Here is a 23,480-nt window from a genome sequence, read left to right on the forward strand (position 1 = left end):
CGCGATGCGCGCGCGCCTGCTGCCGCTGGCCATGCTCCTGACCCTGTGCGCCGCCGGCGCCCAGGCCGGCAAGGTCTACAAGTGGAAGGACAGCAACGGCATCGTCCATTACGGCGACCGCCCGCCGGCCGCGAGCACGGCCGCACGCGAGCTCACGGTGATCCCCTTCCGCGCCGAACCTGGCGCCCTGGTGCGGCTGCGCCTGACCCAGGAAGGCGGCCAGTACCTTGCCTGGGTGGACAACGCGCTGGCCGGGCCGGTCGAGGTACGCCTGGACTTCGGCCGCAGCAGCAACGTCCGCGGCGAGCCGCAGCTGCCGGCGCGCGCCACGGTGCCCGGCAGCGGTAATGCGTTGGTGGCGCGGATCGTCGGCGTCGACCCGGCCCGCAATGGCGATTTCGAACTGCGGCTGGACGCGGTGCCCGGCAAGCCGGGGGCCACGCCGCGCGACGTCGAATACGTCTTCCCCCTGCTCACCCGCGACCTGCGCGTCGACCAGGGATATGGCGGCAGCTACAGCCACAACGACGCGCAGAACCACTACGCGGTCGACTTCGCCGCGCCGATCGGCACCGACGTGGTGGCCGCGCGTGACGGCGTGGTGATGCAGGTGGAGAACGACTTCGACCAGGCCGGCCTGAACCGCGAGAAGCTCGGCGGCCGCGCCAACTTCGTGCGCATCGTGCACGACGACGGCACCATGGCGCTGTATGCGCACCTGCGCGAGAACGGGGTGATGGTGCGCATGGGCCAGCGCGTGCGCGCCGGCCAGCTGATCGGGCGCTCGGGCAATACCGGCTTTACCAGCGGCCCGCACCTGCACTTCGCACTGCAGGTCAATCGCGGGATGCAGTTGGTATCCATCCCGTTCCGCATGTTCAGCCCGCACGGCATCCTGCGTTTTGGCGAGAGCCGTGCCGGGGCCGGGCATCGGTAGACGCCAAACCCGCGTCGCGAGCTGATAACGCCGTCGTCGGCACGCCGGACGGGCGTCTGCCCGCGGCTCGCCTATAATTTCCGCCCTCTCCGCCCCCTTCCCGCGCCCGCCCGGGCGCCCTCGCCATGTCCGCTGCACTCAAATCAGACGTCGCCAGCGAAGCCGCGCGCCGCCGCACCTTCGCCATCATCTCGCACCCCGACGCCGGCAAGACCACGCTGACCGAGAAGCTGCTGCTGTTCGGAGGCGCCATCCAGATGGCCGGGTCCGTCAAGGGCCGCAAGGCCGCGCGCCACGCCACCTCGGACTGGATGGCGCTGGAAAAGGAACGCGGCATCTCGGTGACCAGCTCGGTGATGCAGTTCCCTTACGAGGGTCGCGTCGTCAATCTGCTCGACACCCCCGGCCATGCCGATTTCGGTGAGGACACCTATCGCGTGCTGACCGCGGTGGATTCAGCGCTGATGGTGATCGACGTGGCCAAGGGCGTGGAGGAACGCACGATCAAGCTGATGGAAGTGTGCCGCCTGCGCGATACGCCGATCATGAGCTTCATCAACAAGCTCGACCGCGAGGGCAAGCCGCCGATCGACCTGCTGGACGAAGTGGAAAGCGTGCTCGGCATCCAGTGCGCGCCGATCACCTGGCCCATCGGCATGGGCCAGCGGCTCAAGGGCGTGGTCCACCTGCTCACCGGCGAGGTGCATCTGTACGAGGCGGGCCGCAATTTCACCCGCCAGGACTCCACCATCTTCGCCTCGATCGACGATCCGGCTCTCGAGGCCAGGATCGGCGGCGCCGACATGCTGGCCGAACTGCGCGACGAACTGGAGCTGGTCCAGGGCGCATCGCATCCGTTCGACAAGGCGAAATACCTGGCCGGCGAACAGACGCCGGTGTTCTTCGGCTCGGCGGTGAACAACTTCGGCGTGCAGCTGCTGCTCGACTTCTTCGTCGAACACGCGCCCGCGCCGCGGCCGCGCGAAACCACCACCCGCGATGTACACCCGGACGAGAACCGGCTGACCGGCTTCGTGTTCAAGATCCAGGCCAACATGGATCCGCAGCACCGCGACCGGGTCGCGTTCATGCGCGTGTGCTCTGGCCGCTTCAGCGCCGGAATGAAGGCGTTTCACGTGCGCAGCGGCAAGGAAGTCAAGCTGGCCAATGCGCTGACCTTCATGGCCAGCGACCGCGAGATCGCAGAGAGCGCCTGGCCCGGGGATGTGATCGGCATCCACAACCACGGCACCATCTCGATCGGCGATAGCTTCAGCGAAGGCGAGGCGCTTAACTTTACCGGCATCCCCAACTTCGCCCCGGAACTGTTCCGGCGCGCGCGCCTGCGCGACCCGCTCAAGCTCAAGCAGCTGCAGAAGGGGCTGGCGCAGCTGAGCGAAGAGGGCGCCACCCAGTTCTTCAAGCCGCTGATGTCCAACGACCTGATCCTGGGCGCGGTCGGAGTGCTGCAGTTCGACGTTGTCGCCTACCGGCTCAAGGACGAATACGGCGTGGACGCCAGCTTCGAACCCGTACAGGTGGCGACCGCGCGCTGGATCCGCTGCGACAACCCGAAGAAGCTCGAGGAATTCCGCGACAAACACGCGATGAACCTGGCCATCGATGCCGCCGGCCAGCTGGTCTATCTCGCCCCGACGCGCGTCAATCTCCAGCTCGCGGAGGAACGTGCAGCGGACGTGCTGTTCCTGGCCACGCGCGAGCATGCGCATGCGGTGGCCGTGGACTGAAGCGATGGCCAGATTGAGACGGTGCGCGTTCCGAGCAAACACTCCGTGACGAACGGGCATGGTGCCGATGTGGACACATCCGCCGCATCCACTTCATTGGCCACGTCCGAGCGCGAGAACGCGGCGACCGCGGCCGCCGGTCTCGCCGCCGCCGCCCTCGCAGCGCTCGTGCTCATCGCGATCGGCCTGCGCCAGGCCGACGGCTGGCGGCTTGCGGCGGCGCTGGTGTTCGGCCTGTCGCTGTGCGCGCTGCACCTGGCTTCGACCCTGTACCACGCAGCGTCCGAGCCGGCCACCAAGGCACAGCTGAAGCTGTTCGATCACTGCGCGATCTACCTGCTGATCGCCGGAACCTACACCCCTTTCACCCTGATCGGCCTGCGCGGACCGCTGGGATGGAAACTGTTCGTCGCGATCTGGTCGCTGGCAGCACTGGGCGTGGTGTTCAAGCTGTTCTCGAAGGGCCGCCTGCGCCTGCTGTCGACCTTCATCTACGTGGCCATGGGCTGGCTGGTGATTCTGGCGATCAGGCCGGTCATGGCCGCACTCGATACCTGGACCTTCGGCTGGGTGCTCGCCGGCGGCATCGCCTATACCGCCGGAACACTGTTCTACCATCGTCCCCGGATGCCGCATTCGCATGCAATCTGGCATCTGTTCGTGATCGCCGGCGGCGTCTGCCATTTCGTCGCAGTGCTGGCGCAGGTCAGCGCGCCCAGCTGAATGCTCGCTTGAAGTTTCACCGGCGCTTTACCGCGCTGCGTCGAAGGTGGAGGTCTTCGCGAGCCTCCGAGCGCCCATGAACGACCCGACCGCCTCGCGCGCCCGCATGCAACTCGATGCGCTCCGGCGTCATCCGGTACGCACCGCATTCGGCCTGTTTCTGCTCGGCCTGCTGATCGTGATCCTGCTCTGGGACTGGAACTGGCTGCGCGGGCCGGTCGAGCGCATCGTGCAGGCGCGCACCGACCGCGAGTTCGACATCGGCGGCGACCTCGACGTGGGCCTGGGCCGCGTCACCAGCGTGCGCATGGACGCGGTCCGCTTCGGCAATGCTCCATGGTCGACGCAGGGCGACATGGCCACCAGCGACCGGGTCGAGTTCAAGTTCGAACTCTTCCCCGCCCTCTTCCGCCGCGATTTCCGCATCCCCGACCTGCGGCTGAACCGGCCGCGGTTGCGGCTCGAACTCGGGCCCGATGGCAAGGGCAACTGGGTCTTCGGCGAACCGGGCGGCAGGCAACCGCAGTTCCGCAGCCTGTGGGTCGACGACGGCCGCCTGCAATACCTCGACGCCAAGGGCAAGACCGACATCGATATCGCGGTCGCGAGCAGGCCCGCGGGCAAGGCCGGTGGACGTCCGCCCATCGGGGTGGAGGGAAGCGGACGTTGGAAGGGCAATCCGTTCACTCTCGAAGGCACGGCGGAATCGCCGCTGGAACTGCGCGATCGCGAACAGCCCTATCGCATCGATCTGCGCGCCGCGGCGGGCGCCACCCGCGCGCACGCGCGCGGCAACCTGCTCGATCCGCTGCGCTTCCGGGACTTCGATCTCAAGCTCGCGCTGTCCGGCCAGAACATGGAGGATCTGTATCGGCTGATCGGCGTGGCCCTGCCCCCGACACCGCCCTACTCACTCGACGGCACGCTCACACGCGCCATCAACAGCCCGTCCAGCAGCACCTGGAAATACGATGGGTTCAGCGGCACGGTCGGCGACAGCGACATAGCCGGGTACGCGCATGTGACCACCGGCAAGCGGGTGTTCTTCAAGGGCGATTTCCGTTCGCAGCGGCTGGACTTCGACGACCTCGCGGGCTTCGTCGGCGCCGCACCGCAGGCCGGCGGCCAGGAAAATACCAACGCCGAACTGCAGGCACTGGCGGCGAAGCAGGCGGCCAGTCCCCGGATCCTGCCCGACACCCCCTACGAACTGGACAAACTGCGCGCCATGGACGCCGACGTCCGCCTGCGCGCGACGCGACTGAACGCGCCGTCGCTGCCACTCGACGACATGGACGCGCACCTATACCTGAAAGATGGCGTGCTGCGCCTGGAACCGCTCAATTTCGGCGTGGCCGGCGGCGACATCCGCTCGACCATCCGCATGAACGCCAGCGAGAGCCCGATCCGCACCGATGCCGACATCAAGCTGCGCGGACTCAACCTGGGCAAGCTGATCCCCGATGCGAAACTCACCCAGGACGCGATCGGCAAGATCGGCGGCGACCTCAACATCAATGGCACCGGCAATTCCATCGCGAAAATGCTCGGCAGCGCCAATGGCGACATCGCCGTGGGCATGGGCCGCGGCCAGATCAGCAACCTGCTGATGGAGCTGGCCGGCCTGGACATCGCCGAGGCGCTGAAATTCATGGTCACCAAGGACCGCAAGGTGCCGATCCGCTGCGCCTTCGGCGACTTCGCCGTGCGTGACGGCATCATGGATGCCCGCGCCATCGCCTTCGACACCACCGACACCATCATCGTCGGCAACGGCCGGATCAGCCTGCGCGACGAGACGCTCGACCTTCGACTGCGTCCGCGGCCGAAGGACCGTAGCCTGTTCGCGTTCCGCTCGCCACTGCTGGTCGGCGGCACGTTCAAGGATCCATCGTTCCGGCCGGACATGGCGCGCGTGGGGCTGCGCGGAGCGATCGCACTGACCCTGGGCAGTATCGCGCCGCCAGCCGCGCTCCTGGCTACACTGGAGCTGGGTCCTGGAGAGGACAGCACCTGTGGAGGCCGTTATGCCAAATGATCGTGTCACCCCCGTCACCGCGCGAATCGCGCTGCGATGCGCCTGTCTGCTGGTGGCCTGGGCTGCAGTGACTGCCTGCACACCCGGAGACGACACCGCAGCGACGGCGAACCCGCCGACCGATCCGGCCGCGACCATGAATCCGGCCGACCTCAAGGACGTCACCGCCAGCTACCGCTGCGACCAGGGCCATCGCATCGACATCGTCCGCGACAAGGTCGCGCGCGTGGCGTTGGCCGACGGCAGGGTGGTCAAGATCGAGGCGATCCAGGACAGCACGCCGCGTACCTTCATGGACAACGGGTTGACCTTCACGCTGTCGCCGCAGGGCGCCACGCTCGACGATGAAACCGGCCACACCCTGGCCTGCACGCCCGCACCCAAACCATAGCGCGGTGCCGGGCCTGGACTCGCGAAACATCCGACTCGGCGCCATTGCGCCAGCCGCTTGCATTTGCACAGAAAATCGCCGGATTCGACCGCAGCCTTGACTTCGGGCAGGTTCCTGTAACTGACGCCCGTCAACGAAATATTCGTTCCCGTCCCCACGCCTGCCAGGGCGATGCCGCAATAGGTGACTTCAGGATCGTCCATGTTCCGGTGCAGGAACCACCTGGTCCCGTCGGGCGCGGTTCCGCTGTCGAGATACACGCCGCCCCGGGTCTCTGGCCGTGTCATCAGGCCGAGGCCCGACACGTCTGCGCTGGTGCTTGCGCATTTGCTGTCGAGGATGCGTTTTTCGATCACCGTCCGGGCGGCGGAAACCGTGAACCACGGTGAGGTGGGGGGCGGCGAGAAGTATTCGGGCAGCAAGCCCGGCCTCCTGTCCGCAACCGAACTGCACGCCGCAGCGAAGACCGCACACACAAGGAGCAGGCACGTACCGGGAACCATCCGCACCAACGTGGAGCAGTGCGCTGGTTGGAACATGCGTCAACTCGCGATGTAGCGCTGCAGCTGGTCGAGCTCGAGCTGCTGATCCTCGATCACCGCCTTGACCAGATCGCCGATCGACACCACACCCACGACTTCGTCGCCTTCCCGCACCGGCAGGTGTCGGATCCGCTGATCGGTGACGATCTGCATGCAGGTGTCGGTCGTGTCGTCCAGCCGCACACCGATCACGTTGGCGGTCATGATGTCGCGAACCGGCGTGTCCTTCGAGGAGCGGCCTTCCAGCACGACCTTGCGCGCGTAGTCGCGTTCGGAAAGGATCCCGACCAGGCGGGTGCCTTCCATGACCAGCAGCGCGCCGATCCGCTTCTCGGCCATCAGCCGGATGGCGTCGATCACGGCCGCATCCGGGCCAATGGCATGGATTTCAGGCGCTTTCGCTGCGAGCAGTTGCCGGACGGTGCGCATGGACGTCTCCTGGCTCGAGGGACGGTTCGGAGGATAACCCCGCGCCGGGCCGCCAGGCGTCGACGAGGTAAAGCGGCCGCTGCTTGGCCTCGGCATACAGACGACCCAGGTACTCGCCGATCAGGCCCAGCGCCATCAGCTGCACGCCGCCCAGCAGCAGGATCACCGCCATCATCGTCGGCCAGCCCGCCACCGGATCCCCCCAGCGCAGCGCCTTGAACACCACCCATAGCGCATAGACGAAGGCGAGCAATGCAGTGCCCACGCCGAGGTAGGTGGCGATCCGCAGCGGTGCCGTGCTGAAGCTGGTAATCCCTTCCAGGGCGAAGTTCCACAGCCGCCAGAAGTTGAACTTGGTCTGCCCGGCGATGCGCGCGTCGCGCTGGTAGGCGATTGCAGTCTGATTGAAGCCGACCCAGCCGAACAGTCCCTTCATGAAGCGCTGGCGCTCGCGCAGCTGCCTGAGGGCGCTCAGCGCGCGCGGCGAGAGCAGGCGGAAATCGCCGGTATCCTGCGGGATCGGCGTCTTCGACAGCCGACCGATCACCCGATAGAAGCCGTGCGCGGTAGCCTTTTTCAACCAGCTTTCGCCTTCGCGTTCGATGCGCGTGCCGTGCACGTCGTCATAGCCTTCGCGCCACTTTTCGACGAACTGCGGAATCAGCTCCGGCGGATCCTGCCCGTCGGCGTCCAGGATCAGTGCCGCACCGGCGTCGATGTGGTCGAGCCCCGCGGTCAGCGCGGCTTCCTTGCCGAAGTTGCGGCTCAGGCGCAGCAGCGCAACGCGCGGGTCTTGTGCCGCCAACCGCTGCATGACCGGCCAGGTGCCATCGCTGCTGCCATCGTCGACATAGATCACCCGGCCATCGATGCCGGGCATGGCATCGAGCACCGCGACAATGCGCGGGTGCAGGCGCGGCAGCGCATCGGCTTCGTTGTATGCGGCAACGACGACGGTCAGGCGGTCAGCAGTCATCGCTCATCCTATGCCGGTTCAATCGAGCGCGCGCAAGTAGCCGGTGCCCCCGATCGCGCGCATCTGGCGCTCGATCGCACGTGTGCGCCGCTGCACGTACGGGCCGGGTCGCGCGGCACTGTAGCGCTTGGGGTTGGGCAGCACGGCGGCCAGCCGCGCCGCCTCGGCCGTACCGAGTCTGGCGGCGTCCTTGCGGAAATAGGTGCGTGCAGCCGCCTGCGCGCCGTACACCCCATCGCCGAACTCGGCGACGTTGGCGTAGACCTCCAGTATCCGCTGCTTCGGCCACAGGAGTTCGATCAGCAGCGTGTACCAGGCCTCGACGCCTTTGCGCAGCACCCGCGACCAGCCGCCACCGCCCCAGAGGAACAGGTTCTTTGCCGTCTGCTGGCTGATCGTGCTGCCGCCGCGCAAGCGGCGCCCGCGCGCGTTCGAGGTGCGCGCCTTCTCGATCGCCCGCAAGTCGAAGCCATTGTGCAACGCGAAACCCTGGTCTTCCGAGGCGACCAGCGCCACCGGCACGTTCCCGGAGACCTCCTCGAGATCGCGCCAGTCGTAGGCGACGCGGAATTTCCAGTCGCCTTGCGTCCACGCCTCGGCCTGGCGGATCAGCATGAAACTGGAGAACGGCGGATCGACGAAGCGCAGCACGATGACCTGGACCACGCTGAATGCGATCAGGTACAAGGGGCCCTTCCACCACCATCCACGCCAGCGTCGTGGCCGCGACGCGGGGATCGATTGCTCTTCGGCTTGCACTGCGCGTTCCCGCCCCAACCTGATGGGGTCTGTTCCCGATCCGCATTATCCGCCGTCGCGCGGCTTTGACCGACATGACCGATCCCGATCGACTGACCCGATTCCTGCTGCCGCGCGCCGGGGTGCGCGGCGTGCGTGTGCACCTGGACGACACCTGGCGACGGATCCGGGACAGCAGCGACTATGCCCCCGCGTTATCCGAACTGCTCGGCGAAGCCTGCGCAGCGGCTGCGCTGTTCACCGGCCATGCCAAGGTGCAGGGTCGGCTGTCGATCCAGCTGCGCGGTGAAGGCGCGCTGCGCACGTTGTTCGCCGAGTGCACCGCCGCCGGCACATTGCGCGGCATCGCCCGCACCCGCGAAGACGACGGCGGGGCCGGCGTCTCCCGCGACCTGCAGGCGCTGGGAGATGGCGCGATCCTGGCCATCACGATCGAGAATCCGGGAACCGGCGGCCGCGAGCCCTCGCGCTATCAAGGCTTGGTCCCGATCGAGTCCGATTCGCTGGTCGGCGCCTTCGAGGGTTACTTCGAACAGTCAGAGCAGCTGCCGACGCGGCTGCTGCTGGCCTGTGGCGATGACTCCGCGGCAGGCCTGATGCTGCAGCACCTGCCTTTCGACCGCCGGCCCGACGAGCTCGGCGGCGATGCCGACGGCTGGACCCGGGCAAGCGCCTTGTTCGAAACCCTGGAACCTATGGAACTGCTGGAACTGCCGGCCGATGCGCTGCTGCACCGGCTGTTCCACGAGGAGGACGTGCAGCTGCTCGGGGAACGCCCGCTTTCGTTCGCCTGCTCCTGCTCCCGCGAACGGGTCGGCGCGATGCTCGAATCCCTGGGCGCCGAGGAGGCCTACGCCGCCTTGTCCGACGAGCGGGCCTCCATCCGTTGCGAGTTCTGTGGCCAGACCTATATGTTTGACCGCGACGATCTGGACGCGATCTTTACGGGCGGGGCGCTCCAAGCGCCCGCGCCGGAGCAGCTTCAATAGGTCCAGCCTTTACATAAATTTAACATTATCGGTATTGTTAAAGAAACATAAATCCGATAGATTTCATGCTGAGGGAACCGGGAACTCGAACGCCCGGTGGGAGTCTGATTCGGGCCATGCGCCACCGCCTGCTGCCGCTGCTGTCCGCCGTCCTGCTCGCCCTTGGCGCCGCAGCGGATGCGCATGCGCAGACCGCGCCTGTTGAAGACACCGCGATCCTTCCGGTCTGGAACAACGCCAGCGGCAAGCTCGAAGCGTATCTGGTGCTCGAGCCATCCGACGTCGCGAGCGCGCGCGTGCGCAAGCGCTTCGGCATCAATTCGCTGGATGCGACTTTCGACCTGGATGCCGGCGATTCGCTGGCACTGCTGTGCGACCGCAAGAACGGCATTGCCGGCGCGATCGGCAACCTCGCCAACAACTGCATGCTCGCCACGCTCAGCGATGAGGTCGAAGGCGAGAACAGCCGCCGCGCCAGCGCGACCGCGGCGTTCAACCGCGGTGGCGGCCGGATCGGCCTGACCGCAGGCGTGGGCCGCGACAACCTGCCCGGCTGGCTGACGCCCGGGGCCGCAGCCAACAACCGCGTCGACATCAACGACCTGACCGTCTTCGCCCGCAAGTCGCTGCCTGGGGAGGGCTACGTCTCGATCGCCGGCACCGTGGCGAAAGCCCGGCTGCTTTCACCGGCCGCAGCCGAGGCATCGGGACTGGATCTGGACCGCTGGACCAGCAAGAGCCTGACCGTGGGCGGTGGCTTCGGCAATTTCGGGGCCAGCATTGTCGGTCACGTGGTCGACACCCCGGGTCAGCCGAAATGGGAAGGCCTGGGCCTCGGCGTCACCTGGCGGACCCCGTGGAGCGGCGAACTCAGCGTCGGCGCCGACAACGTGATCAGCCGTGGACGCAACCCCTTCGCCCCTGTCGGCGAGAACGGCGAGGAAGAGGGCACTGTGCCCTACGTCCGGTACGAGCAGGACCTCTAGAGCGCCCCCAGCGAGAGCGATCTCTTGACTGGATGAGACAAAAGGCCCCGCAACCGGGGCTTTTTTATCGCGTGGATCTGCCGGCAAAAGCCGGCTTTAACGACACTTTAATTTTTGGTGAAGGCTCGGTACTATCGACCCCGGCCTTACCCGACTTGGCGTCTTCCTTGACTCCGCGGGGCAGGTTCCCATGGGAAACACCCAAGACTCACTTGTGGAGAGAGAGAATGACCTTTAAGACCACCAAGCTCCGCGATGCGATTACCTTCGCACTCGCGGTCGGCCTGTCTGGCCCTGGCCTTGCGTTCGCGCAGGACGCGGCCGCGCAGCAGACCACGCCGCCTGCGGAATCGCAGGAAGCGACGGAACTCGACACCATCGTCGTTACCGGTACGCGTATCCAGAGTCAGACCGTTACATCATCCTCGCCGGTGACCGAGATCCAGCAGGAAGAGTTCAAGTACTCCGGCGCGACCCGTGCCGAGGATCTGGTCAACCAGTATCCGCAGGTGGCTCCCGCCTTCGACGCGTTCACCAACAACGGCTCGCTGGGCTATCCCACCGTCAACCTGCGCAACATGGGCGCTGACCGCACCCTGACCCTGGTGAACGGCTTCCGCCTGCCGCCGGGCGCCGGCGAAGTCCCCGACATCAGCATCGTGCCGGCCGCGCTGGTCAAGCGCGTTGACCTGCTCACCGGCGGTGCCTCGGCGGTGTATGGCTCCGACGCGATCGCGGGCGTGGTCAACTTCGTGCTCGACGACGAGTTCGAGGGTGTCTCCCTCAGCGCCGGCTATTCGGCCTATCAGCACAACAACGACAACGACTACATCCAGGGTCTGATGGATGCGCGTGATTTCGACTATCCGACCGGCGATTCCGGTTTCGACGGCGCGTCGCGCAACCTCGACCTCGCGGTCGGCAGCAGCTTCGCCGACGGCCGTGGCCACGCGGTGGCATGGCTCAACTGGCGCAAGAACGACCCCCTGTTCCAGGGCCAGCGCGACTACTCGTCCTGCGCCCTGACCGCGAGTGGTCTTGGCTGCGGTGGTTCGAACACCAATGCCGCCGGCAACTTCTACTGGGAGCAGGGCGGATTCGACACCTACGGTCCTGCAAGCCTGAACCCCGACGGCTCGTGGATCGGCGCTTACGGCGCACCGTACAACTACGCGCCGATCAACTACTACCAGCGTCCGGACGAGCGCTATACCGCCGGTGCGTCGATCAAGTACGAGATCAACGAGCATTTCCGTCCGTACATGGACTTGATGTTCATCAACAAGAGCGACTCGGTGCAGATCGCAGAATCGGGCGCGTTCTTCACCCGTCTGCCTGATCTGGCCTGCACAGATCCGCTGATCGGCACCATGTGCGCCGACCTCGGCCTGGATCCCGCCGTTCCGGTGGGCATCTACGTCGCCAAGCGCAACATCGAAGGTGGCCCGCGCATCTCCCAGACCGACAACACCCAGTGGCGCGTGGTCGCAGGCGTCGAAGGCGCGCTGGACGAAGCCTGGTCGTACAACGCCTCGTTCCTGCACGGCGAGGTGAGCAACACCACCATCGGCAAAAACGACTTCCTGTCCGACCGCATCGTCCAGGCGATCCTGGGCTGCCCGGATGGTTCGTTCGCCGGCTGCATTCCGTACGATGTGTTCACCCCGGGCGGCGTGACCGCCGAGGCAGCAGCCGCTCTGGCGGGCACCAGCTTGTCAAAGGTCGACACCGAGCTGAACCAGATCAACGCCTACATCACTGGCGACACCGGTCTGAGCCTGCCATGGGTTGACGAGAATGTCTCACTGGTGATGGGCGCCGAATGGCGCGAGAACAAGTTCTCCTTCGTCGCCGACACCAATAGCGAGACCGGTAACTTCGCCGGATCGGGCGGTTTCGCCACCCCGGTCAGCGGCAAGACCAGCGTGACCGAAGTCTTCCTGGAAAGCGCCGTGCCGTTGTTCCGTAGCGAAGGCCTCCTCAGGAGCCTGGACATGGACCTGGGTTTCCGCCACTCCGACTACAACCTGTCCGGTGGCGCGAATACCTGGAAGGCGGGCCTGGGTGCGAACTTCATCGACAAGTTCCGCGTCCGTACCGGCTACAACCATGCGATCCGCGCGCCCAGCGTGACCGAGCTGTTCACCCAGCAGACGGTTGGTCTGTTCGGCGGTTCCGATCCGTGCGCCGGCCCCACGCCGACCCTCACGCCCGAGCAGTGCCTCAACACCGGCGTTCCGCTGGACCGTTACGGTTCGATCGCGGCCAACCCGGCCGACCAGAACAACTTCCTGGGCGGCGGCAACCCGGATCTGGCTCCGGAAGTGGCTGATACCTTCACATTCGGCGTGGTGTATACGCCCACCAACAATCTGCAGTTCAACGTCGACTACTACGACATCAAGCTGGAAGATGCCATCGGTGGTATCGGCCCGACCAACATCCTGCAGATCTGCGGCCTGACCGGCGATCCGAGCATGTGTGACCGGATCCATCGTGGCCCGGCCGGCGACCTGTGGCGCGCTAACACGTCGTATGTCGAAGACACCCTGGCCAACGTCGGTGAACAGCATTTCCGCGGTATCGACCTTGGCGGTATGTACCGCTTCGATCTGGGTCCGGGCCGGCTGATGCTGTCGTTGAACGGCACCTACACGCTGGAACAGGAGTTCGTGCCCCTGCCGCAGGACAAGACCACCGCTTACGACTGCGCCGGTGTGATCAATCCATCGTGCCGGCAGGCAGAGTGGCGGCATATCGCCACTGCCCGCTACTCGCTGGATGACTACACCTTCAACCTGCGCTGGCGCTATATCGGTGCGCTGGACTATGAGCTGGAAGACGGCTCGCCTGGTATCGCCGACAAGCTGCTGTGCAAGAGCGACGGCACCACCGCCACGGCGACCTGCCTGGGCGATGGAGAGTTGGATGCCTATAACTACTTCGATGCTTCGGCGACTGCCTTCATCGGCGAGCACACCGAAGTCACGGTGGGCGTGAACAACATTGCCGACAAGGAGCCGCCGATGGTGGGCACTTCCTTGGCGACCAATGCCAACGCCCCGGGTGGTTACGACCAGGCCGGCCGCTTCTTCTTTGGCAGCATCACGTTCCGGTTCTGATCGCCTAGAGCCACCTTGCAAGTTATTCAGCGGCGGGCCTCGGCCCGCCGCTTTTTTTGTGCCCGTTCGCTACCCGGATCGGGGCCATGGCGGATCGTCCCGGCCGCGGCGCAAGGTTCTCAGAGTTGCAGGACACCGCCCGCTTGCAGCTGTCGCCTGAGCGGTTCCAAGCCAGCGGCGTAGCGGCGCCATTTGCCAACTGACGCGGCATGTACCGGCTCGCGCACCTGCGCGGCGCTGGCCGTGGTCACAGGCCGCGACTCGGAATGCGGCGCGAGCACGGCCGGATCCCAGTCCAGGCCACACCACGCCAGCAGCCGCCGCGCCTGCGATTCGGTGTCGGTCACCAGATCTTCGTAGCTCAGGTCCAGGATCCGGCCAGGCATGACCGCATGCCAGTGCGCCATCAGTCTGCGATAGGTCAGGTAGTACGCCGCGAGTTCGTCGAGGTCATTGGAAAAGAAGTAGGCCTTCTGGAACAGGGTCTTGTACACCGCATAACAGGTATCCATCGGATCCCGCACCACGTGGACGATCCGCGCGTTGGGCAAAGCTTTCCGGATCAGCCCGCAATACATGAAATTCACCGGCATCTTGTCGATGATCATGCCGGCGCCGGGCACCGCTTGACGCGCACCTTCCATGTAGGCGCGCCCCAGCGCGGCAAAGTCGATGCCCAGCGATGCCTCGACCATATTCGCCGCGGCGGAATCGCGCATGCGTCTCCGGGCTGCGGTGGCCAGCGCTCCGGCGAAATATGGCAGCTCGCCCGCGGACTCGACCTTGCTGTGACGACCGAGGATGCGCTCGACCAGGGTCGTTCCAGTTCGGGGCATTCCCACGATGAAGATGGCGCCGGCTTCCGAATGCCCGCCATCTTCGTCTCCAATCACATCCACCGGATAGGCGCTACGGATACCATCGATCGCCGCCAGCTCGGCAGCCGCATCGTATTGCAGGGAGCCGCGCTTGATCCTGGCCCCGTGGCTCAATGCCGAAAAGGCTTTGTCCCACTGCTCTAGGTCCTCATGTTCCTTGGCCAGGGAGTAGAGGCAGCCAGCCGCGTCGACGGGATTGCGGATGCCTGACTTGAGCCGCGCTTCCAGATCGGCGACGTTGTTGCGGGAGCGGGTCTGACGGCGCAGGGTGGAACGCAGGTACAACGCGTCGCCGGAGGTCGGCCGGCGCACCAGCAGCGCATCGAGATTGCGTTCGGCCTGTTCGAACTGGCCCAGGAAGAACCGCGATGACGCCAGGTCGTAGAGCAAGCCGGGATCATCGCAACCCGCCTGCAAGGCCCTTTCGTAGTACTCCACAGCGACCGCTGGATTCTCGCAACGGGCGTGGATCCTGCCCGCGGTCCAGAGCTGCCGGCCGTCTTCGCCTGCGAGGTCTGCTATGCGGGTCGCCACCTCACGTGCATCCGCACGCCGCATCAATGCCATTAGCACGTGCGCCTTGCGCGGCAGCAGCAGCTGCGGTTGCGGCGACAGCGCGATCGCCCGCTCGATCAGCTCCAGCGCGTCTTCCGGCTCGTCCTGCGCGAGCCGGAGCTCGCAGGCGAAGGCCAGCACATCGGTATCGTCGCCATACGAAGGCAGCAGCGTACCGGCGATGGCATCGGCCTGGTCGATCTCTCCGCGGCGTAACAGTTCCAGGCCGGCTTCCAGCTGCTGCCGTACCCCGGCTTCGGCCGGTACCGGCGGTGCATCCTCGTTCTGCATGCGTCTTCCTCTTGCGAATCGGCTTCGAGATTACCTGAAGTCGAATTCGCGCCTGGCCAAGGTGATCTCCCTGACCATCTCGCGCTCCCCCTCCGACAGCAGCGGGTTCCAGATGTCGAAGATCAGCACCACCCGCAGCTCGTCGCTGTCGTTGCGGGCTTCGTGCTCGATGCTGTCGTCAAAGATCAGCACTTCGCCGACCTTCCAGCGGCGCTGCTCGAAACCGACCCGATACAGGCAATTGTCCGGCACGATCAGCGGCAGATGTACCACCAGGCGCGCGTTGGTGTCGCCAGTGTGCGGAGGAATATGGGTATGCGGCGCCAGGGCCGAAAACATCGCATTCGGGCACATGCCATCGATGTCGACCTGACCCACCTGTTGCAGCGTTTGCACCGTGCGCGGACAGCGTTCCAGATGTTCCTTGACCGGGTCGCCGTTGTTCCACAGCGTGTAGCCGCTCCAGCGATTCGAGTGGTTGAGTTCCTGCCACTGGTTCACGGGAGTGCCAGGCGCATAGGCCACGTAAGGGCGGAACTCCTCCCCTTCCGCGGAAAGGGCGGTCCGCAGTTCTTCGGTGATCGCCTCGGTACTGGCCTCCACTGCCTCGACCCAGTCGAACTGCGCGCGATCGAAGAACGGGATCGCCGGCAAGCGCGGCACGTAAAGCTGGTTGCAGATGGAGGGATAGGCCTGCGACTGTCCGCTAACGATGGCACCCGCCTCCCGCCAGCGTTCGGCCTCGAACGGCGAGAGCGCCGTCATCCTGCGATCAGTGCGATCGGCGAGGTAGGCAGAAAGCTCCATTCCGAAGCGCTGCACCAAGGCCTGACCATGGACGAGCTGATCACGCTGCGCTGGCGGCCAGCGCGATTCGGGTGGGGCTACCTTGAGCGCGTTGCGGTAAACACCTACGGCTGCCTTCGCCTGCCCCAGCCGCTCGAGCAACGCGGCCTTGGCAAGTAGTCCTGGGAGGAAATAGGGATCAGCGGCAAGCGAAGCCTCGATTGCCCTGCTCTCGGCATCGGAATTGCCCAGCTCGCGATGGACTGCGGCGATCGACAGCAATATCACCGGATCGCCCGGCGCTGCGGCACGCGCTGCGCGCAACGCCTGCAACGCCTCGTCCATGCGGCCACGTTGGAAGGCATGCACGCCCGCGCTGTACAGGGCTTGCGGATGCTTCGGATCCAACGCCAGCACTCTTCGCCAGGCCTGCTCGGCCTCCTGCCAGCGGCCCTCGTTGGCTGCGCGGGTGGCGGTTGCGACCCAGTGCCTGATGTCGTTCACTTGCGCTCCGCTTCGTTGATCATCATGCCGCGCCGTACCGCATCTGTGTTCACCGTTGTTCCCTTAGCGGAGTCATGTCGAAGGCGATTGTCATCCTTGGTGCGTCGTCATGGAACGGGACGGTACCGTGCCACATGAACGATGGAAACAGGGCCAGCTGTCCGACCCGGGGTGCGATCACCCGGCGCGGCGGTACCTCAAGGCCCAGCTCAACGGGAGGCTGCCCGAACTGAATTGCTCCCGCCTGCCCTTCATCGTCTTGATCCCGCACCGAAGGTGGCAGGGCAACGTAGAAGGCCGAACTCATCCAGCCTTCCGAATGAATATGGTTGGCGTGGCTGCCGGCAGACCAGAGTTTCACCGACCAGGAACCGCCGATGCGCACGCTGCCCAAGTTGCGCTGCAGGAATGGATGGGCGGCATCTGCCGGCAAGCTCGCCAGCCACTGCCTGACGCCACGCACGAGGACCTTGCGCGCAGCGGCGATCACTGGATCCGGGCGGCCGAACAGGCGTCCCGGCGTCTGCGAGCCGCCGCGCAGGCTCTGCTCGAGCGGTTCGCGACGCGCCTGATGCAAGGGTTCGAGCACTTCGATCAGAGCCTCGAGGAACGCCTGACGGTTACCGAACCCCGGTGGTGGCTCAATCTCGACGACGCCGATCAGCTGTTCGTAGTCGCATAGCCAGAATTCGCGCTCGTCTCCGAGCATCCGCCAGGCCGTGGCGAGGTATGCCCAGGCCTGTTGATCCTGCGGCGCAATCCGCGTCACGCGCATCGCCATATCAGCCGCACGCGCATAGTCGCCGGCGCGCAGCAGGTGGCGGCTGTAGGCATTGAGCAAGGTCGGCGAGGTATCGCCGTCCGCGCTTAGCAGCGCCGCATACCTCGCACCCGCTTCAATGGTCCTGCCCAAGGCGTCGTACGCATGCGCCTCCAGCAGGGTCAGTTGCGGGCTCTCGCCCTGCGCCCGCATTGCGAGCACCTGTTCCAATGCCTCTTCCGGATCCCCGCTCGACAGCAGGAAACGCACGTAGGCAGCCGCCAGGTCGCGATCCCTTGGACGCTTGGCGATGGCGTCGCAAAACACCGACCGGCCTGTATCGGAGCCGGCGTCCGATGGTGGATGTTCCCAAGCCAACTCGGCCAGAGTCGCCAGCGCGGGCACGAACTCCGGATGCGCGGCGACGATCCGCTGCGCCAGTTGCCTGGCGTCTTCCACCCTGCCCGCATCCAGCAACGCCCCCACCTTGGCATGGTCAAGCTGCGGGCTCGCCACACCCTGCCGGACCGCCTGGTCGTAACTGGACAGCGCGAGATCCGGACGCCCGGACAGGCGCTGCACGGCCCCCAGATTGATCCACGCCGTGTGTTGCCCGGGGTCCAGCTCCAGGACCTTGGAAAATGCCACGGCTGCAGTCCCCATATCTCCATCTGCGCGCGCTGCGGCTCCGAGGGCCTGCCATGCCAGCACCAATCCCGGCTGGAGTTCGACCGCGCGCTGCGCTGCTTCCACGGCCCTCGCGGTCATCCCGGCACCCCGCGCGGTGAATGCGAGCTCCGCCCATGCCTTTGCCGACGCGGGCGTCTGCTGCACCAGTTGCTCGGCCAGCGGCAGGGCGGCGGCGTGGCGACCACTCTTGCGCAGCATCGCCGCGTAGTTGGTCAGAATCAGGGGATGCCCCGGCGCCAGCCACAGGGCATGGTCGAACGCGGTCTTCGCGCCATCGACATCACCGCCGCTGGCGAGGCACATTGCCAGCAACTGCTGCGCATCTGGCGCCTGAGGAGCACGGACGGACAGCCGTCGCGCGATCTCGAGCGCCTCGTTCGCACGTCCGGCCTGCAGCAGACCGAATGCCCTGTGCAGTTCCCCGGCCAGCGGCCCGTCGAGACTGCGCGACACGGCTGTGTACTACCGCAGCCGTTTGGCCCGCAGCGCGACACCTGTCGACGTGACCAGCATATAGCTGCCCAAGGCGGCTTCGCGCAGCGTGACCTGGTCGCCTGTTTTCAGGCGACCGCGCGAGGTGACCTCGGTCAGCAGCCAGACCTGACCGCTTTCGAGGGTGACCACGCGTTCACCGGTCGCACGCACGAGCACGCCCTTGATGGTGCCCTGAATGCGATCGGGTTCGGTCTCGCGCAGCTGTTCTGGCAGGCGCTCGACCCGCTGCTGGCGGTTGAGACCGAAGTCCTCCACCGCTTGCTGGCGCCTGGCTTCCATGTCCGCCAGCATGGTGGCCCCACTGGACGGCGGGAACGCCTTGTCGTAACAGGCCAGTCGCGCCGATGCCTCCGCCACGGTCGCACAAGCGTGCGACTGGTCGGGTTCCGCAGCGGCGGCGGCGGCGCTCGCTGCGAGGAACAGCGCAAGGCCGGTGATAATTCGCCGGATCAGGATTTGCTCGAGCATGGCGTTCCGACTCCCCAAGTCATCATTGGCCAGCCGGTGCCTGGCTGGCAGATCTCAGGATCTATACTAAACGACTCCATCAGCGACTCCGGCAGGTTGAAACTTGAATTCGTCAGCCCAGGGACAGCAGCCCTCCAACGCCAGCCGTCCGCCCCCTGGCGACGGCGGCTATTCCGGCGAAGTGCGCCTCGCCTGGATCGAATTCCTGAACACGTTGCCCCCGGCTGCGCGGATCCTGGACATGAGCATCGGCAACCACGTGCCGGCGCTGATTGCCGCGGAACTGGCGGCTGCTCCAGGTCGGGACTGGCGCATCGACGCGATCGATCCCGCGGGCGCCGAGGCGGACCGCCAGTCGAAGCACGGCCAGGCAGGTGCGCAGCGGATCGCCTTCCATGCAGATGCTGCGTTCGCACGACTTCCGTTCGAGGACGCGAGCTTCGATGCAGTCTGCGGCCACCATGCGATCGAGTTCACCGACACTGGCAAGGCGCTGGCTGAAGTCCACCGCGTACTCAAGCCTGGCGGCGATGCGCAGTTCACCTTGCACCATGCCGATTCACCGCTGCTGCGCGCTGCCCGACTGTCCCACCGCGAGGCGGACCTGGTCTTCGCCCAGACCAAGGCGTTCCGACGGCTGCACAAGCTGGTGACCATGAGCCAGATCATCCCGGACACCACCGAGCGCGCGACCAACGACGTGCGCAACGCGATCCGTACCCTCAAGCGCGGGCTGCAGGTCGCGCAGCAGCAGGGCGGCGGCCGGGTGCTGACCGTGGCCCTGGATGCCATCCAGAAGCTGCTGGCGGCACGCCGCGAAGCCAAGCCGGACGCGGCGGGACTGGCGGTGGACCGCGCCGAAGCCGAGCTGCGCGCTTCCGTGCGCCGTCTCGCTGACATGGTCTCGCACGCGCGCGCAGACGCGGACATGCGGCTCGTTGAACAGGCGGCGGCCGACCTGGGCTTTACCCAGATCGAACGCGCGGTGCAACTGCACGCCGGCACCGAACCCATGGCTTGGCAGCTGCTCGTGCATCGCCCGTGACCGTCTCGCAGAGCCGCACGCCAGACTCAGCGCAACTGCGTCTTCTGCAGCAGGCCCGAGAACTGCAGCGGCAAGGGCGGGGCGCCGAGGCGATCGCACGTTTCCGCGAAGCACTGGACACCGACCCGGCGAATGGTGAGGTCTGGTACGAACTCGGTTACCTGCTCAAGAGCGAAGGCCGCTACGAGGAATCGCTGCAGGCGTTCGGCCATGCACTGACCTGCGTGATTTCGCGTCCCGAGGAAGTACACCTCAACCGCGCGGTGCTGTTCTCCGATCACTTCCGTCGCGACGATGATGCCGAGCGCGAACTGCGCGCTGCGCTCGCGCTTGCCCCGCACTATGTTCCCGCCATGCTCAACCTCGGCAACCTGCAGGAGGAGCGCGGCCAGCGCGATCAGGCGCTGCAGACCTACGAGACGCTGCTCGCGCAGCCCGACGGACCGGATCCGGACAACAACCAGCTGCGGATGGAAGCCCTTGCGCGGATCGCGAACATGCGCCCCCCGGCCAGCCTGAACGACCCCCTGCTGCAGCGTGTGCGCGACGCTGCCGAGTCGCAGCCCGACAAGACGGTACGCGCCAACCTGCTCTTCGCCTTGGGAAACTCCTACGACCGGCTCGGCGTCTACGACCTTGCGTTTGACGCCTATGCCAAGGCCAACCGGTGGCTCGTGCGCCAGGCCGGGCAGCGCCACGACCGTGGCCACGTCGAGCGGTTGACCGACGCGCTGATCGATGCGTTCCCGTCAGGCGCCAAGGCCGATGCGGCGGGGGCGGCCGATCTGGGCCGGCCCGAACCGCTGTTCATTTGCGGCATGTTCCGGTCGGGTTCGACCCTGATTGAGCAGGTACTGGCTGCACATCCGCAGGTCTCCGCCGGCGGCGAGCTTGACTGGCTGCGTCGGCTTGCTTCGGTGCAGCTCGCACCGTTTCCCCAGACCATGGCGACGCTCGATGCTGAGCGTCTGCGGGAACTGGCCGCCGGATACCAGGCCCACCTGCGCAAACTTTTCCCACTCGCGGCGGCCGATGCGTTCATCACCGACAAGCGTCCGGACAATTTCCTGCTGATCGGGCTGATCAAGCGACTGTTTCCCAGCGCCCGAATTATCCACACTACCCGCGACCCCCTGGACAACGGCCTTTCGATCTTCGCCCACCATCTGCACCCGAAGATCGCCGGATACGCCTGCGACCTCAGCGACATCGGCCATTATTTCGGCCAGTACCGCCGGCTGATGGCGCACTGGCAGGCGTTGTACCCGGGCGACATCCTCGATTTCGACTACGACGCTTTCGTCGCCGACCCGAGGCCGGCGCTGGAGGCCCTGCTGGGGTTCCTCGACCTGCCGTGGGACGACCGCTGCCTGGACTTCCACCGCCTCGGCAACACGGTCAAGACCGCCAGCTACTGGCAGATCCGGCAGCCCCTGCACAGCCGGGCATCGGGTCGCTGGCGCAATTACGGCCCACATCTGGACCCGCTGCGCCGGGCATTGGCCGAGGCAGGGCTGAGCGCTGGGAATCAGCATAAGGTCGCGGGCTGACAGCCTCCAAGCCAGCCAAACCAGACAGTCGGGCGGGTCTTGCAATCGACATTTGGCAGGTGCAGGATCGGGTGGTCTATGGGAGGCATGCACATGAAATCGTCAATTGTCAAGTTCACGCCCGCTGTCCTCGCTGCTGCGCTTGGTGTGCTGGTCTCCAGCGTTGCCGCGGCCAACACCACTGAGGAACGTGCTCCCATTGCTGGCGAGGCAGCGCCCGCACCCCCCACCGATCCGATCAAGCAGATTCCGCACACGCTCAAGGCACTGGAAGACGCAAAGACCGGGAAGTATGGCCAGTTGCGCGCTGATCACAAGCAGGCCCTCGACAAGGCGGACTACGACATCCAGCGGCTGATACAAGGCCATGAGGATCTGAACGAACTCAGTGCGCAAGAAAAGGTGGACCTGTTCAACGCACAGGAGACGATCCTCGGCATCGTTGACAAGGTCCAACTGACCAAACTCGTGTGTACCTACACGGCGCAGGCTGGCACGCGGTTCAAGAAGAAACGCTGCATGACCCGAGACGCGGCGGAAGCGATCAAGAAAGAGTCTCGCGACGCAACCCACTCGCTTCAGAATCCGCTGTGCGTCCCGGGAGAAGGCAATCCCTGCACCACTGATTAAGAAAAGGAGTTCGAAGGCAGGAGGCTCTGAGCAAAAGCAGGTCCCGGTCCGATTGCGATAGAGACCGAGCTGTCCTGGAGCGCCTCTGCACAATCGGAGCGCCTGAACCGGAAAGGGGTGGACCGGGCCTCTTATCACTGTAACGGAGGTGAAACTCCTCGGAGAGGCCCCCAGGCACTTGAAATCTCCAAGGCCGCAGGAGGACTATTCTCCACGTAACCAACCAATCAATGTGGAGCAGGGGCATGAAGGCAGTTTCTTGGAAGGTGGCTTGGATCGGCATGGCCTTGGCCATCGGTATGGCGTCGCAAGCCGGCGCATCTGCTTCCACCTCTCCGGTGGATCAGCAGCAGGCTGCCGACGCACAAGTGGCGAAGATCGGGGATCCGGCGCGGTACCTGGCCAACCAGCGCGAAAAGGTCGCCGCCGCAAAATCGGGAAAGAACGGCAAGATCAGTTCTCACGATATCCGCCGCCTTGAGGCAGCCGAACGAGAGATCGAGCGACTGGTCTCTGGGCGCAACAATCTCAACGATCTAAACTCGGCCGAACGCGTCACCGTCTACAACGCCCAGGAAACCATCGCGGGCATCACCTCGGGTGAGGATCGCACACGGATGGTCTGCAAGCGTCGTCAGCTCGCCGGTACCCGGCTGCATACGACCGAATGCCTGACCAAGGAACAATCCGATGCGCGCGCCGCGGCTGCGAAGGAGGCAACCCGCAGCACGCAGAATCCCAGCTGTGTGCCGGGAGAAACATCCTCCTGTAACTGAAACCGCGCGAGCGGTTTCACCCTGAACACAGGACGATCCCGATCCGTCGAAAGGATGGGTGCTTAAACGCAGGCTAACCAGCGCTGTCAGCGTGTCTGGCAGCGCTGGTACGTGAGTTGGAATGAAGGCGCGCAAAGCGCCTCTGACGCGCGCCTTGCGTCCTCTCCTGAATAATTCGATGGTTGCCGCATAGAGCGCACAATGCGCAGGCCGCCGCCTGGAGTCCGTCATCCCAACAGCACGCTTCGTGCGGTGCACCATCGCCGCGCGGTGGGATGCGCGCCGCCACCGGAACGATCATGGCTTCCGCCCCCACGACCGCGCAGAAACGTGCCAAGTGGACCTTGAAAGACGGGAAATTCCGGAGCAGCATCCGCCTGCCGGGTAGGCGTAGTCACACCTGATTCGCGCG

19 protein-coding genes are annotated in these 23,480 nt (G+C 65.7%); 12 read left to right on the forward strand and 7 right to left on the reverse strand.

All coding sequences use genetic code 11. From position 1 onward, the window contains the following. The first annotated feature begins 4 nt into the window (after nt 1-4). The 5 genes from MC375_RS00100 (at nt 5) to MC375_RS00120 (ending at nt 5,837) form a co-directional block, all read left to right on the forward strand. Complete coding sequence (locus MC375_RS00100; protein ID WP_242101257.1) at nt 5-937, forward strand: M23 family metallopeptidase; 933 nt, start codon at nt 5-7, stop codon at nt 935-937. A 125-nt stretch (nt 938-1,062) separates the two neighbouring features. Next, nucleotides 1,063-2,685 (forward strand): peptide chain release factor 3, encoded by a 1,623-nt coding sequence (locus MC375_RS00105; RefSeq protein ID WP_242101258.1) that lies wholly within the window; start codon nt 1,063-1,065, stop codon nt 2,683-2,685. 45 nt (nt 2,686-2,730) lie between these two features. Continuing rightward, complete coding sequence (locus MC375_RS00110) at nt 2,731-3,408, forward strand: hemolysin III family protein (protein WP_345779235.1); 678 nt, start codon at nt 2,731-2,733, stop codon at nt 3,406-3,408. A gap of 106 nt (nt 3,409-3,514) precedes the next feature. Then, nucleotides 3,515-5,446, forward strand: coding sequence for an AsmA family protein (locus tag MC375_RS00115; protein WP_242102911.1), 1,932 nt, complete (start codon nt 3,515-3,517; stop codon nt 5,444-5,446). After that, on the forward strand, nt 5,436-5,837 hold the full coding sequence (locus MC375_RS00120) for a hypothetical protein (RefSeq protein ID WP_242101259.1): 402 nt from the start codon (nt 5,436-5,438) through the stop codon (nt 5,835-5,837). Before MC375_RS00115 ends, MC375_RS00120 begins: the two co-directional genes overlap by 11 nt. 542 nt (nt 5,838-6,379) lie before the next feature. On the opposite strand, the gene MC375_RS00125 is transcribed toward MC375_RS00120, so the two are convergent. Genes MC375_RS00125 through mtgA form a run of 3 tightly spaced genes read right to left on the reverse strand, consistent with a single transcriptional unit; the run spans nt 6,380 to nt 8,522 of the window. Beyond that, nucleotides 6,380-6,808, reverse strand: a complete 429-nt coding sequence (locus MC375_RS00125) for a CBS domain-containing protein (protein WP_242101260.1) — start codon at nt 6,806-6,808, stop codon at nt 6,380-6,382. Then, on the reverse strand, nt 6,768-7,784 hold the full coding sequence (locus tag MC375_RS00130; RefSeq protein WP_242101261.1) for a glycosyltransferase family 2 protein: 1,017 nt from the start codon (nt 7,782-7,784) through the stop codon (nt 6,768-6,770). The genes MC375_RS00125 and MC375_RS00130 overlap by 41 nt, the downstream gene beginning before the upstream one ends. An 18-nt stretch (nt 7,785-7,802) precedes the next feature. Continuing rightward, the gene (mtgA, locus tag MC375_RS00135) at nt 7,803-8,522 is read right to left on the reverse strand and encodes a monofunctional biosynthetic peptidoglycan transglycosylase (RefSeq protein ID WP_343223510.1); all 720 of its coding nucleotides are present in this window, start codon (nt 8,520-8,522) and stop codon (nt 7,803-7,805) included. A gap of 95 nt (nt 8,523-8,617) precedes the next feature. On the opposite strand from mtgA, the gene MC375_RS00140 reads away from it, so the two are divergent. The 3 genes from MC375_RS00140 to MC375_RS00150 all read left to right on the forward strand — a co-directional run bounded on the left by MC375_RS00140 (nt 8,618) and on the right by MC375_RS00150 (nt 13,640). Further along, nucleotides 8,618-9,532, forward strand: a complete 915-nt coding sequence (locus tag MC375_RS00140) for an Hsp33 family molecular chaperone HslO (protein WP_242101263.1) — start codon at nt 8,618-8,620, stop codon at nt 9,530-9,532. 152 nt (nt 9,533-9,684) lie between these two features. Then, entirely contained in the window at nt 9,685-10,518 is an 834-nt protein-coding gene (locus tag MC375_RS00145; protein ID WP_242102912.1) for a hypothetical protein, read from the forward strand. 227 nt (nt 10,519-10,745) lie between these two features. After that, nucleotides 10,746-13,640: a TonB-dependent receptor gene (locus tag MC375_RS00150; protein WP_242101264.1), complete on the forward strand. Its 2,895-nt coding sequence runs from the start codon at nt 10,746-10,748 to the stop codon at nt 13,638-13,640. Nucleotides 13,641-13,759: 119 nt separating this feature from the next. Here the strand turns inward: MC375_RS00150 and MC375_RS00155 are convergent, their stop codons facing one another. The 4 genes from MC375_RS00155 to MC375_RS00170 form a co-directional block, all read right to left on the reverse strand. Next, nucleotides 13,760-15,364 (reverse strand): sulfotransferase, encoded by a 1,605-nt coding sequence (locus MC375_RS00155; RefSeq protein ID WP_242101265.1) that lies wholly within the window; start codon nt 15,362-15,364, stop codon nt 13,760-13,762. A gap of 30 nt (nt 15,365-15,394) precedes the next feature. Further along, nucleotides 15,395-16,654 (reverse strand): aspartyl/asparaginyl beta-hydroxylase domain-containing protein, encoded by a 1,260-nt coding sequence (locus MC375_RS17755; protein ID WP_242101266.1) that lies wholly within the window; start codon nt 16,652-16,654, stop codon nt 15,395-15,397. Nucleotides 16,655-16,703: 49 nt separating this feature from the next. Continuing rightward, nucleotides 16,704-18,248 carry a putative 2OG-Fe(II) oxygenase gene (locus tag MC375_RS00165; RefSeq protein WP_242101267.1) on the reverse strand — a complete coding sequence of 515 codons (1,545 nt, stop codon included), beginning with the start codon at nt 18,246-18,248 and terminating at the stop codon, nt 16,704-16,706. Nucleotides 18,249-18,566: 318 nt separating this feature from the next. Further along, nucleotides 18,567-19,067, reverse strand: a complete 501-nt coding sequence (locus tag MC375_RS00170; RefSeq protein ID WP_242101268.1) for a hypothetical protein — start codon at nt 19,065-19,067, stop codon at nt 18,567-18,569. Nucleotides 19,068-19,170: 103 nt separating this feature from the next. Here MC375_RS00170 and MC375_RS00175 point away from each other — a divergent pair, with 103 nt between their 5' ends. From MC375_RS00175 to MC375_RS00190, 4 genes are all read left to right on the forward strand, one after another. Next, complete coding sequence (locus MC375_RS00175; protein WP_242101269.1) at nt 19,171-20,112, forward strand: class I SAM-dependent methyltransferase; 942 nt, start codon at nt 19,171-19,173, stop codon at nt 20,110-20,112. Beyond that, a complete protein-coding gene (locus MC375_RS00180) occupies nt 20,109-21,662 on the forward strand; it encodes a sulfotransferase (RefSeq protein WP_242101270.1) in 1,554 nt (517 codons plus the stop codon). The genes MC375_RS00175 and MC375_RS00180 overlap by 4 nt, the downstream gene beginning before the upstream one ends. 93 nt (nt 21,663-21,755) lie before the next feature. Beyond that, nucleotides 21,756-22,292, forward strand: coding sequence for a hypothetical protein (locus MC375_RS00185; protein ID WP_242101271.1), 537 nt, complete (start codon nt 21,756-21,758; stop codon nt 22,290-22,292). Between the two features lie 245 nt (nt 22,293-22,537). Further along, on the forward strand, nt 22,538-23,068 hold the full coding sequence (locus tag MC375_RS00190) for a hypothetical protein (RefSeq protein WP_242101272.1): 531 nt from the start codon (nt 22,538-22,540) through the stop codon (nt 23,066-23,068). Nucleotides 23,069-23,480: the final 412 nt, after the last annotated feature.

The organism is Lysobacter sp. M2-1 (assembly GCF_022662495.1).
In the GTDB taxonomy this organism is placed as follows: Bacteria; Pseudomonadota; Gammaproteobacteria; order Xanthomonadales; family Xanthomonadaceae; genus JAKPBU01.

What these genes read in the sequence shown, in the direction of transcription:
- MC375_RS00170 (WP_242101268.1), bottom strand. Translation starts at nt 19,067, where the DNA reads ATGCTCGAGCAAATCCTGATCCGGCGAATTATCACCGGCCTTGCGCTG.
- MC375_RS00120 (WP_242101259.1), top strand. Translation starts at nt 5,436, where the DNA reads ATGCCAAATGATCGTGTCACCCCCGTCACCGCGCGAATCGCGCTGCGA.
- MC375_RS00155 (WP_242101265.1), bottom strand. Translation starts at nt 15,364, where the DNA reads ATGCAGAACGAGGATGCACCGCCGGTACCGGCCGAAGCCGGGGTACGG.
- MC375_RS00150 (WP_242101264.1), top strand. Translation starts at nt 10,746, where the DNA reads ATGACCTTTAAGACCACCAAGCTCCGCGATGCGATTACCTTCGCACTC.
- MC375_RS00190 (WP_242101272.1), top strand. Translation starts at nt 22,538, where the DNA reads ATGAAGGCAGTTTCTTGGAAGGTGGCTTGGATCGGCATGGCCTTGGCC.
- MC375_RS00100 (WP_242101257.1), top strand. Translation starts at nt 5, where the DNA reads ATGCGCGCGCGCCTGCTGCCGCTGGCCATGCTCCTGACCCTGTGCGCC.
- MC375_RS00130 (WP_242101261.1), bottom strand. Translation starts at nt 7,784, where the DNA reads ATGACTGCTGACCGCCTGACCGTCGTCGTTGCCGCATACAACGAAGCC.
- MC375_RS00125 (WP_242101260.1), bottom strand. Translation starts at nt 6,808, where the DNA reads ATGCGCACCGTCCGGCAACTGCTCGCAGCGAAAGCGCCTGAAATCCAT.
- MC375_RS00140 (WP_242101263.1), top strand. Translation starts at nt 8,618, where the DNA reads ATGACCGATCCCGATCGACTGACCCGATTCCTGCTGCCGCGCGCCGGG.
- MC375_RS00115 (WP_242102911.1), top strand. Translation starts at nt 3,515, where the DNA reads ATGCAACTCGATGCGCTCCGGCGTCATCCGGTACGCACCGCATTCGGC.
- MC375_RS00105 (WP_242101258.1), top strand. Translation starts at nt 1,063, where the DNA reads ATGTCCGCTGCACTCAAATCAGACGTCGCCAGCGAAGCCGCGCGCCGC.
- MC375_RS00185 (WP_242101271.1), top strand. Translation starts at nt 21,756, where the DNA reads ATGAAATCGTCAATTGTCAAGTTCACGCCCGCTGTCCTCGCTGCTGCG.